Source organism: Hungatella sp. L36 (assembly GCF_014288035.1).
On record NZ_JACOPC010000001.1, the window covers coordinates 1,110,802 to 1,123,008 of the forward strand.

The window sequence follows — 12,207 nt, forward strand, 5'->3', positions numbered from 1 at the left end:
TGCGTTATCGGTGCAAGGCTCTAAACAATCGTCAGAGTCAGATCGTGGGCCTCCATGGTGACGAGGCAGCGGTACAGATTGTGCTTCCAGGCCGTTTTCAGGCGCTCGTCAGTGACTGGAATCTCTTCCACGGTGATGGAGGAAGCGCCTTCCACTGCACAGACGGCCAGATCACCGATTCGGATGGTATTCTGATCAATGACAGGCTTCTCGCAGAACATGAGCGACAGGACGGCCGTACCGCCGTCACCCTCGTAGTGGTCTCTGATAGTGATGGACTTTTCCTTTTCCAGCACGGCCTCCCGTGTGTAGGAACGGATCCGGTCGTCGGGATACGCCTGCCGGATATCCATGGAGATCCGGCAGGCTGTCTCTCCCAGTTCATACCGTACATCCGCGGCGCAGTACTGCTCGCCGGCCTGCTGGACCGTCTCTCTGCCGTGGTCCACGAAGGTGGGCAGGTTGTGATACCGGGACTGCATGGTCCAGATATCGTAACGGTCGGGAGAGAAGGTCTTCTTCGTGTACGTTTCCACACCGGCGTCGATGAAGAGCGGCTTTCCGTCCTTGTAAATGGTGAAGCTGCCGACGTCGTTGTGGTTATGGCTGTCGTCGTTGTCTCCGCCCTTCACGGCGAGATAGAGGCGGCTGTCGCGGGCCATGAAGAGGCCGACGCTTTCATAATAGAGGTCCCGGTGGACGATCACGGGATTCCTGTCGTACTGCATCATCTCCTCATGGGAAAATACGGTCTGAAGCCGGTAAAAAAGATTGTGCTCGTCCAGGGTGAGCGGGTCTTCGCTGTTCTGGTAATCGGAGGCCGCGAACTCCATGAGTGCCTGGTTTCCGGTGCGCTTTCCAAACAGGTATTCCCTGGCATTGCAGCGGCCGGCCACGGGGGAGCAGTCTGCGAAATTGACGTAATAGACCGTATCCACGTGCACATTTAAGATGTAGGAGGCAATATTTCTGATCTTTTCCTGCTCCCAGGCGAAGGAGAAGGCATGATCCGTGATTCCGTTCAGGATTTCAAGGCAGCCGAAGAGGCAGAGCCCTGCGTGGCGGTAATACTGGGCGCCCTCATCGCAGCAGCCGTCCTCGCCGTACTCAGCCAGGAAATAGTCGATGCTTCCGGCCGCTTTGGTAAGAATCTCGGTCTGTGTCTCTTTCGGAAGAGGCCGGGTAAAGGCGGAGAGCAGCACGTTCTGGGTGCACCAGACCGTCCAGTTGTTCATATGGCTCTTTCCATCCCCCATCCACCAGAAATGTTCGCTCAGATAGGGCGTGAAGATCCGTGTCTCCAGTTCGTGGTCGATCATGACGGAGAGGAAGGGGCTTACCTCTTTTAATTCGCTGCGCAGCAGGTATTCCGCCACGGCAAGGACGGAAGCGGTCTCGGCGGCGAATAAGTCGATGACGGGCCTTGTGACGTCAGGAAGGGGAAACTGGGGCGTATCACGGATATAGGAGTTGTGAGCAGGAAGCTGCCATGCATTTTCCTCACAGATCAGGTAAAGTCCGTTGATAATGTCGTCGAGGAAACGGCCGCGGTGTTCTGCACATTCCGCGAGAACCAGGCTGTCTAAAGCGGTCCGTCTGGCGAAGAGCCTGTCCTGGTAGCGGCTTCTGTTTCCGCTGCGTGTAAATTCCATGAAATCCACGGCGGTTAAGGCGGGATATTCGTAGTGGAGATAGGCTTCTCCATTTCTTATCAGGCGGGCTTTCAAGTCTTCCGGGAGCTTCTCCCAGCATTCCCTGTCGGCCGCCGGCGGGCAGGGCGTGAAAAGCCTGAGTGAATCAGTGAGAGTTTTTGCTGCTTCTGTAATCATAATGTGTCTCCTTGTTCTCCATCGGGTCCGATGGTGTTTTGCTGTATATATTCACGCGGAGAGATGCCCTCCACTTTTTTAAATACCTTGCTGAAATAAAAGGCGCTTTCAAAGCCCAGCCTGTCCGCCACCTCGTAGATCTTCATGTCCTGCTCTAAGAGCATGCTTTTGGCCTTTGCGATCTTGGCCTGGGAGATATACTCGGAGAAGCCGACCTGACAGTTTTTCTTAAATAAAATGCTCAAATAGTTGGGGCTGAGACCGAAGACGCCGGCTACCTCATTTAAGGAGAGGCGCTCGCTCACGTGGCTGCCTATGTACTTCTGCACGTTGGTGATGACGTGGGCCTTATACGTCTTTCTCTTGGATTTTAGCACCTCGCATAAGCCGTCCCGCAGGATGATCATCCATTCGATGATCTGATCCACACTGGTAAAACGGTAGATGGAACGGTAGCCGTCGCTGTAGGAGGAAAAGATCTCCATCATGTTTTCCTCTCCGTCGGGGAGAAGGGAGAGCGCTAAGTAGAGGATATTGCAGGCCCCGTCCACCGCCTGCAGGAAGCGGAGGGGATGCGCCCTGAACAGCTCGATGATCTCGGAAAGCGTCCGGTAGAGGACGTCGGTGTCGAATTCGTCGAAAGCCTTGGTGATGTCATTTTTAAATACGGCGATGTTGAACGCGTTCTTGACGGACTGGGTGTCATCCTGGGAAAACTGGATGATCGGGGCTGTGCTTTTGGTCCGGCCGAAGGCCTGTCTGGCGTCCTGGTAGGATTCGCAGATCTTTAAGGGCTGTTCCACCGGACTGCCGATCCCGGCCAGCACGGTGACGTTAAAGTAGTTGTGAACCATTTCCACCGCATTTTTGACTGCGCTCTGAAGCTGGGCGCCGCTTAGGTTCTCCGGCTTCTGAACGTGGAAAATCACTGCAAAGTGCTTCATGTCGAGAGAGATGGCATAGCAGGGAACGTGCTTGTTCAAAATATCCCGGGCCATGGAATAGGTGCTGCTGCAGAGATTCATCAGCTTGGCATGGTCCATGGAGCCGTGGGATTCCTCGCGTATCTCAAACAGGGCGGCGCAGTAGCAGGCGTCCGTGAAGGTCAGCTTCAAATCCTTCGCCTGGAGATGGAACTGTTCTTCCGTGTCGAAGAGATTGTGCAGCAGGCGCAGGATGAATTTATCATAGTAGCTCTGGAGCAGGGGGCGGCCGGGGTCTTTGGCCTTTACGACGGCCTGAAGGTTTTCCAGACGGTTTTTCGCCTTCTTCACGGCCTCTGCCAGGGAGTCAGCGCTCAGTTCCAGCTTGATTAAGTAATCGACGGCCTCGTAGGTCATGGCCTCCTTGATCAGCTGAAATTCCTCGTAGCTGGTCAGAAAGATGAAGAGAGGAATTCTTCCGTATTTTTCACGGCAGGTCTTTGCAAGCTCCAGCCCGTTCATGATGGGCATACGGATGTCGGTGATGACGATCTCCGGAGAATATTCCTCAATTAAATCCAGCGCATTGGCGCCGTTCATGGCGGTGCCGCAGACCTCGATTCCGTATTCCTCCCAGTTTATCATGGACTTGATTCCGATCTGAACCAGCGGCTCATCATCTACAATCAGTAATTTTATCATAGCAGATCCTCATCTTTCTTCCTTTCAGATTGGTTGATATAAGGGCGTACGATCGTCATGGTCGTATAGACGCCCGGTTCGCTGACAATGGTGATTCCGTATTCCGGTCCGAAATCGTACTGGATTCTCCGGTTTACGTTGCTGATTCCCACGTGACGGAAGAAATCGGTCTTGTTTTTGCCGGGGTTGTCTTCCTCGTGAAGCACGGAATCGATGGTCTCCCGGGTCATGCCGATTCCGTTGTCGGTCACGCTGATCTTCAGCACTTTCTTTCCGTTCATGGTGCCGGATTCTGCGGATACCGTGATGGCACCGGCGGTTCCCTTCGGCTCGATCCCGTGGAACAGCGCATTCTCGATGATTGGCTGCAGGGTGAAACGGTGGATCTCGCAGCCGTAAAGCTCCTCCGATTCGATGTGGTAGTCCATGGTAATGCTTCCGCCATACCGATACTGCTGAATAAGAAAATAATCCTTGACGAGATCCAGCTCTTCCCGCAGTGTGACCATGGATGAGGTTCCCTTGGAGACGCTTTTTAACAGCCTGGCGAGAGCCGTCGTCATGTCGGCGATGCCGGTGGCATTCTGGATCGTGGCCATCCATTTGATGGAATTCAGCGTATTGTAGAGGAAATGCGGATTGATCTGGCTTTGCAGAATCTGGTATTCCAGATCTTTTTTCTGCTTTTCGTCCGCCACCCGCTTGTCCATCAGGGTTACGATATTTTCCGACATATTGTTGATGCCGCGGCCGATGGAGCCCAGCTCGTGGTTCCATTCGATCTCACTGTCCCTGGAGAAATCTCCGTCTGCGATGGCGTCAATCTTTAAGCTGAGCCGTCTGATGGGCTGGCTGATGATCTTGTTTAAGAGAATGGTCAGCAGACAGCCGAGGGAGATGATGGCTGCGCTGATTCCGACAATCAGCAGGAGGTAGACCACGCGCTGCTGGTTAAACTGCTGCCGGGATAAAACCTGGGAGAGATACCAGCCGTCGGCTCCCTCCACCTCGACAGGACGCCGGACCAGCATCCGTTTTTCCCCATTGGGGGAGACCACGGAAAATACCTGCGTGCCGGAATCCAGTGTGGCAGTGCCGGTCACAGGCTTAAAATCGGTATAGGGCATGGCGGGATCGGACCAGGTGCTGCTGGAGGAACCGTAGGTCTTGTCCCCGATGGTCAAAAACAGCTGGCTGTCGCTGGCCTGAGGATAGGAAGCCAGGTAGTCCGTGAACAGGCGGGAGGAGACCTCCACATAGGTCCAGCCGATGATCTCCAGGCTGTATTCGTCATACACGGGGCGCACGATGGGGATGATCTTCTCGTGATTGGCATTGGAGATCGGATCGTCCACCACCCCGATCCATCGAAAGTCGGGGCTTTCAAACAGAGGAGCGAAGAAGCTGCTTTTGCTGACCCGCGCGGCGTCGAAGGAGCTGGAGTAATTGGCGCTGGTCATGGACTGCAGGAAATTCCCGGTATTGGGAGTGGAGATGATGACACGGGCCATATACTTCTTGCCGCCGGCACTCCCGGAGGTTATGTATTCCTCATTCAGACGTTTGTAAGCGGTCAGCGCCAGCGGGCGCAGGCCCTCGGTGTCCTTGGAAGCCGTTGGGAGCTTCGGCTGGTCCTTCAGCCGTTCCAGATAGTGGCCGACCTCGCTGTTGGAGCAGCACCATTTGGTGAAGGTGACGATCTCCTTCATATCCTCTGCCATGTTGCTGCTGACGACGGAAAGGTTGAATTCCGTGGACTGAATCTGGTTTTTCATAAGAAAAGACTGGAATACGGAGTAGCAGACTGCCATGGTGATGACTGCGATCAGAACCGTGATCGCCGCCGTTACGGCCATGATTTTTCCGCGGATGGAACTGGGAAGAAATTTCTTTATCATAAGGATGAATTCCTCTCTCTACAGATTTCTATATACAAAATTAGACTATTTATTGTAAATTGTCAACACCCGAATAACGGCTGTTGAAGCCTCCGGCGGATGTGCAGAGCGCCCAAAGGCACCATGCCATGCGGACATGGCGGGCGCTCGCACCAATTCGCCCATAAGGCGAATTGAATAAAAAATAGAATGGTACTTTACGAAAAACAATGCAATATGTATACAATAGAGAAATTGTATTATTAATCGTAAAAAATTACATTGCCAAGGGGTTTATGAAATAATTGTGAATAAATAATGAATATTTTATGAGATAAAATCCATTCTTTTCAGCCGGCGGTCCGGTTATAATTTAGGCATAGTAAATCACAGACAGATGAGATTTACCAAATTCAAATCAGGAGGGAATACAATGAAAAAAAGAGCATTAAGTCTCGCACTTGCAGGAGTGATGGCAGTTACCACACTGGCTGGTTGCGGAAGCAGCAGCAAGGAAACAACGGCTGCACCGGAAGGAACAACCACGGAGACGACAACGAAGGCAGAGGCACCGGCGGACACGACGGCAGCGGCCTCTGGAGATAAGACAACTCTTAAGTGGTCTGTCTGGGATATCAGCTCCACGACCTACTACCAGCCGCTTATCGATGAGTTCGAGAAGGCTCACCCGGATGTCACCATTGAAATGGTAGATTTGGGATCCACCGATTACCAGACTGTACTTGCCACAGAGCTTACAGGCAATGGTTCCGACTTCGACGTAGTAACCGTAAAGGACGTTCCAGGCTACATGACTCTGGTGAACAAGGGCGTGCTGGAGCCTCTCGACAGCTACATATCAGATTCCGGTGTGGATTTGGCTCAGTACAAGGGACTTACCGATCAGATCACGGTAGACGGCAAGTTATACGAGCTTCCATTCAGAAATGACTTCTGGGTGCTGTTCTACAACAAGGACGTATTTGACAAGGCAGGAGTTGCCTATCCGACCAACGACATGACATTCGATGAGTATGATAAGCTGGCCAGATCCGTAACCGTCGATACCCCAGGCCAGGAAGTATACGGCGCTCACTACCACACATGGAGATCCGCAGTTCAGCTGTTCGGTATCCTGGATGGAAAGAATACGATTCTGGACGGAAAGTATGAGTTCTTAAAGCCATACTACGACATGGTTCTTGCAGAGCAGGAAGACGGCGTATGCCAGGATTATGCAACCTTAAAGACCAGCGGCCTTCATTACTCCGGCGCATTTGCCCAGGGCAACGTAGCGATGATGAACATGGGAACCTGGTTCATCTCCACACTGATCGAGAAGATCAAAACAGGCGAGTACACAGACTGCACAAACTGGGGAATTGCAAAGTATCCTCATGCTGACGGCGTAGAGGCTGGTTCCACACTGGCAACCATCACCTCCCTCGCAATCCCGACCAACGCACCTCATAAAGATCTGGCCTGGGAGTTCGTAAACTTCGTAAGCGGAGCAGAAGGCGCAGAGGTTCTCGCAGCAACAGGAACAATCCCGGCTGTTATGACAGACGAAGTGGCGAACCTGGTATCTGCAACGGAAGGCTTCCCGAAGGACGACGAAACCAGTGTAGACGCGTTAAATACTGCAAATCTGTATCTGGAAATGCCGGTACATCCGAAGAGCTCTGAGATTGAGACCGCACTGAACGAAGCACATGATGCCATCATGACAGGAAGCATGTCTGTCGATGACGGAATCGCACAGATGGATGAGCAGGTAAGCGCTATCCTGGCTGAATAAAAAGCGCAGACGACAATCAGGCAACATCAAGAGGCGGGCAGAATAAAAGCCCGCCTCATTTAAAGAATCCCCTCTGAATTTGAAACGAATTGTGGAATGGTAAATGGTAAAAAGGAGGAAAAGCCGGTGGCTAAGACAATGACAGAAGCACAGAAAAACGAAAAAATTGCTGCGCTGCTCACAAGGCGTGAGGCTCTGGAGCGCGAGCTTAAAAATACAGAACAGTCACATAAGAGAAACAAACTGATCTCCCAGATCGAGACGACAGAAGAGAAGATTAAGAAGGTGCGCACGGGAGAGCGTTTTACCAGACAGGAAAAGAGAGACATGGTGGCATATTCCTTTATTGCTCCCAACTTCATCGGATTCGCGGTATTTACTTTGGGACCGATTATCTTTGCCTTCGTGCTGGCATTTATGAAATGGGATGGCAACAGCCCCATGGAGTTCGCAGGACTAAAGAATTTTATACAGATGGCAGGAAACGCCAGATTCCGGTCGTCCTTTATCAATACGATCGTCTACTGTCTCGCGACGGTGCCGTTTACCCTGGCCTGCGCGCTGGGGCTGGCGGTCCTGTTAAATCAGAAGGTCAAGGGACGGAATTTCTTCCGTACTGTCAGCTTCTTCCCCTATGTAGCGTCGCTGGTGGCCGTAGCCGCCGTATGGAACATGCTTTTCAGTCCCCAGAAGAGCGGTCCCATCAACATGATTTTATATCAGTTGGGCGTATCTGCGAAGAGCCTGCCGAAATGGGCGGCCGACCCCCACTGGGTCATGTTCACCATCGTACTGTTTTCCGTATGGAAGAACATGGGCTATTACATGGTCATCTATTTAGCTGGTTTACAGGGAATCAACGCCGAGCTTTATGAAGCGGCCAGCTTAGACGGGGCCAATTCCCTTCAGCGTTTCCGCTACATCACATGGCCGCAGCTGCAGCCGACGACGTTCTTTGTCACGATTATTTTAACGATTAACTGTTTCAAGGTTTACGATATCGTATACATGCTGGCCGGCGGTTCCAACGGCGTTGTCAGCTCCTCAGCCATGGTTCTCGTCTACCATATTTACGAGGAAGCGTTCCGTAACTGGAATCTGGGATATGCCAGCGCGGTCGCCATGGTATTGTTCCTGATGGTCCTTGTCATCACGCTGATCCAGTTCCGTGGTGAGAAGAAGTATGCGAATTAAGGAGGGCAGGAAGAAAAATGAAAGTACAAAGCACAAATTATAAGATCAGCCGGGTTATCCTCTATGCAGTCCTGATCGTCTTTGCATTCCTTATGCTGGTACCGTTTGCATGGATGGTGTCAGCCTCCTTAAAGCTGGATAAGGATGTATTTATTTTCCCGATTCAGTGGATACCGGAGAATCCGAGATGGAAAAACTACATAGATATCTGGACGAAGATTCCTCTTATGAAATTCGTCGTAAATACGGTCAAGATCACTTTAATCGTCACATGTTTACAGCTGCTCACCAGCAGCTTCGCAGCGTATGCATTTGCAAAACTGAATTTCAAGCATAAGAACGGGCTGTTCCTGGCTTATATCGCAACCATCGCCGTTCCGTGGCAGGTATACATGGTTCCGCAGTTCATGATGATGAGAAGCTTCGGACTCAACGATACGCATCTGGCGATCATCTGCCTCCAGGCATTCTCTGCCTTCGGTGTGTTCATGATGAGACAGTTCTACCAGGGAATTCCGGATGAGCTCTGTGAGGCGGCCAGGATCGACGGTATGAACGAATATCAGATCTGGGCGAAGATCATGCTCCCGCTCTCCAAGCCCGCGCTCTCCACACTGACGATCTTCACCTTCGTCAACACCTGGAATGACTTCTTAGGGCCGCTCATCTACTTAAAAACGGAAGCCAAGAAGACCCTTCAGCTGGGATTAAAAATGTTCTTAAGCCAGTACAGCTCTGAATACGGCCTGATCATGGCGGCCTCCGTACTGTCTTTAATTCCAGTTCTGATCGTGTTCCTGACACTGCAGCAGTATTTTGTGGAAGGCATCGCGGCGACTGGCGTAAAGGGCTGATCGGGAAAGGACTGGTTTCAATGGAAGAGATTAAAAATTTCGTGGACAATATTCACAACGAGGCATACAAAAACGCTTATTCCGCTCCCTTAATCGGGGCGGAAAGCCTGATTATGCAGGGAGGGAGAGAGGAAGAGAGTCTGGATGGGCTCTGGAATTTCTCCGTGGACCTATACGATAACTGCCTCCGGGCCAAATGGTTTCTGGAGGAGGGGACGAATGCAGAAGGGTGCGCGGTACCCCTTGACTATGCTTTCGACGACTGGGAGACCGTACCGGTTCCCGGTGTCTTTAATCTCGCAAAACCGGAGTATTTCTACTATGAGGGACCGGCGGTTTACAGCCGCCGGTTTTCTTATGGAAGCCGGGGAAATGAGCGGGTGTTCATCCGGTTCGGAGCGGTGGCCGGTGAGGCGAGGGTGTTCCTAAACGGCTGTTTTCTCGGCGTTCACAGAGGCGGTTCCACGCCTTTCTGCGTGGAGGCGACAGAGAGTCTGAAGGAGGGAGCGGATAACCGGCTGATCGTCGTGGCGGATGGGACCAGGCATCAGGCGGATGTGCCTTCGCTTAACACGGACTGGTTTCCGTATGGAGGAATCTACAGGAGCGTAACACTCGTTCGTCTTCCGGAGGTCTTTATTCAGGATATGAAGGTGAGACTGAGTGGAAGAAGAGAGCGGGAAATTACAGTGGAAGCGGTGGCAGCCGGCAGTATATCGCCGGATTACAATGCATTTTTTGAGATACCGGAGATCGGAGTCTGTGAAATCATGGATTTCGGCCCCGACGGAACGGGCCGGCTGAAACTCAAGGTTCCGGAGCTGGAGCTGTGGAGCCCCGAAAATCCCCGGCTCTACAACGTCCGGCTGACTTTATATGACGGGGAGAACCGGGCTTCCGACCGGATCTCGGACCGTGTCGGTTTCCGTACCATTGAGACGGCGGGCCGTTCCATACGCTTGAACGGCAGGCCCCTGTTCCTGCGAGGTGTCTGCCTCCATGAGGACTCCAGGGACCATGGAAAGGCGGTAACGAAGGAGGAGATACGGGAAGCCTTCCGCCTGGCCAGGGAGATGAACTGCAATTTCGTCCGTCTGGCCCATTATCCCCATACGGATTGGGCGGCGCGGCTGGCCGACGAGGAAGGCCTTCTTCTGTGGGAGGAGATCCCCGTGTACTGGTGGATCGACTTTGGGAATCCGGATACCTTTGGACAGGCGAAAAGCCAGCTGAGTGAGATGATGAAACGGGATGCAAACAGGGCCAGCGTCATCATCTGGTCCGTTGGTAATGAGAATCCGGATACGGATGAGCGGTACCGCTTCATGGCGGACTTAGCGGAGTATGCCAGGCGTTCCGATCCGTCCAGGCTGATCTCTGCGGCCTGTCTGGTGGATACCGTGAATCTGCGGATTGCGGACCGGCTGGAGGCGCATCTGGATGTGATCGGACTCAATGAATATTACGGCTGGTACGATCCGGACTACACCAAACTGAGCACCATACTGGAACAGTCGGCGCCGGAAAAGCCGGTCATCATCAGCGAATTCGGCGCGGATGGGTCGTTTGAGGCAGAGGAGAGGGAAGTTAAAAGCCCTGTCAGAGGATCTGTGAAGGAACAGGAGGAGATCTACGAAAACCAGATCGCCGTGTTCCGGAGGATTCCGTATATTCAGGGGACAACGCCCTGGATCCTGTTTGATTTCCGCACGCCGAAGCGGCTGGGAAAGTACCAGAAGGGATATAACATCAAGGGACTGATCACAGAGGACAGGAGCCGGAAGAAACCGGCGTTTTATCTGATGCAGAACTACTACGAGGAGGTTTTAAAACATGAATGCGGATACGATCAGACGTCTGAATGAAAAGAATGAGCTGTCCGGGGAGGCGTGCCGTCAGGCTATGGATTTTGCCGCCGGACAGGTGAAGGAGAATTTAAAGGAATTTACGCATTCCTTCAAGAAGGCGTACAGCGAGGAGGGCTTCTACCGGCCGACACCCAATGTCAACTGGACGACGGGCTTCTGGACCGGCCAGATATGGCTGGCATATGAATGGAGCAGGGACGAGGCTCTGAAGGAAGCAGGAGCGATTCAGATCGACAGCTTTTATAAGAGAATCGAGACGAAGGCGGACGTGGACCATCACGACATGGGCTTTCTCTACAGCCCTTCCTGCGTCGCCGGATACAAGCTGACCGGAAGCGGGCAGGGAAAACGGGCGGCTGTCATGGCGGCGGACCAGCTGATCACCAGATACCATCCGACCGGGGAATTTATCCAGGCGTGGGGGCCGATGGATCAGCCGGAGAACTATCGGTTTATCATCGACTGTCTTCTGAATCTGCCCCTGCTCTATTGGGCGTCGGAGGAGACCGGGGACGCTAAATACCGGGATATTGCGGAGAAGCATATCCATACGGCGATCGCCAATGTCATTCGGGAGGATTACTCCACGTGGCACACCTTTTTCATGAATATGGAGACGGGAGAGCCGGATCACGGGGCGACCTGCCAGGGATACCGGGATGGCTCCGCATGGGCCAGAGGCCAGGCGTGGGGCGTCTACGGCACGGCGATGGCTTACCGGTATACGAAGCGGGAAGCGTATATCAGCGATTTTAAGCATGTGACAGGATATTTTCTGGACCATCTGCCGGAAGATCTCGTACCGTACTGGGATCTGGAATTCGGAGACGGTTCCGGGGAGCCGCGGGATTCCTCCTCTGCCTCCATCGCCGCCTGCGGAATGCTGGAAATGGCGAAATATTTAAATGGAGAGGATGCAAAATACTACACCTCCATAGCAAAGAAAATCATGAAGTCCGTGGTGGAAAATTACGCGGTAAAGAGCGGGGCGGAGTCGAACGGCCTGGTTCTTCACAGCACCTACTCCAAGAAATCTCCGTATAACACGTGTACGCCGGAGGGCGTTGACGAGTGCAACATCTGGGGCGATTACTTCTATATGGAAGCGCTGACGAGACTCTCGAAAGACTGGAACCCATACTGGTAGAGGAGGAAAAAAGAA

The 12,207-nt window shown here is 52.7% G+C and carries 8 protein-coding genes; 5 read left to right on the forward strand and 3 right to left on the reverse strand.

Annotation, left to right across the window (positions count from 1 at the left end):
• Positions 1-20 precede the first annotated feature (20 nt).
• Genes H8S80_RS04830 through H8S80_RS04840 form a run of 3 tightly spaced genes read right to left on the reverse strand, consistent with a single transcriptional unit; the run spans position 21 to position 5,352 of the window.
• Complete coding sequence (locus H8S80_RS04830; protein ID WP_117630386.1) at positions 21-1,829, reverse strand: heparinase II/III domain-containing protein; 1,809 nt, start codon at positions 1,827-1,829, stop codon at positions 21-23.
• Entirely contained in the window at positions 1,826-3,454 is a 1,629-nt protein-coding gene (locus tag H8S80_RS04835) for a response regulator (RefSeq protein WP_117630387.1), read from the reverse strand. Before H8S80_RS04835 ends, H8S80_RS04830 begins: the two co-directional genes overlap by 4 nt.
• A complete protein-coding gene (locus tag H8S80_RS04840) occupies positions 3,451-5,352 on the reverse strand; it encodes a sensor histidine kinase (RefSeq protein WP_002600043.1) in 1,902 nt (633 codons plus the stop codon). The genes H8S80_RS04835 and H8S80_RS04840 overlap by 4 nt, the downstream gene beginning before the upstream one ends.
• Positions 5,353-5,764: 412 nt before the next feature.
• On the opposite strand from H8S80_RS04840, the gene H8S80_RS04845 reads away from it, so the two are divergent.
• The 5 genes from H8S80_RS04845 (at position 5,765) to H8S80_RS04865 (ending at position 12,192) form a co-directional block, all read left to right on the forward strand.
• On the forward strand, positions 5,765-7,129 hold the full coding sequence (locus H8S80_RS04845) for an ABC transporter substrate-binding protein (RefSeq protein WP_110324940.1): 1,365 nt from the start codon (positions 5,765-5,767) through the stop codon (positions 7,127-7,129).
• Between the two features lie 126 nt (positions 7,130-7,255).
• Complete coding sequence (locus H8S80_RS04850) at positions 7,256-8,323, forward strand: ABC transporter permease subunit (RefSeq protein ID WP_029466135.1); 1,068 nt, start codon at positions 7,256-7,258, stop codon at positions 8,321-8,323.
• Between the two features lie 17 nt (positions 8,324-8,340).
• Positions 8,341-9,177 carry a carbohydrate ABC transporter permease gene (locus H8S80_RS04855; RefSeq protein WP_002600040.1) on the forward strand — a complete coding sequence of 279 codons (837 nt, stop codon included), beginning with the start codon at positions 8,341-8,343 and terminating at the stop codon, positions 9,175-9,177.
• Positions 9,178-9,197: 20 nt separating this feature from the next.
• Positions 9,198-11,042, forward strand: coding sequence for a glycoside hydrolase family 2 protein (locus tag H8S80_RS04860; protein ID WP_117630388.1), 1,845 nt, complete (start codon positions 9,198-9,200; stop codon positions 11,040-11,042).
• Positions 11,011-12,192, forward strand: a complete 1,182-nt coding sequence (locus H8S80_RS04865; RefSeq protein WP_117630389.1) for a glycoside hydrolase family 88 protein — start codon at positions 11,011-11,013, stop codon at positions 12,190-12,192. The genes H8S80_RS04860 and H8S80_RS04865 overlap by 32 nt, the downstream gene beginning before the upstream one ends.
• Positions 12,193-12,207 lie beyond the last annotated feature (15 nt).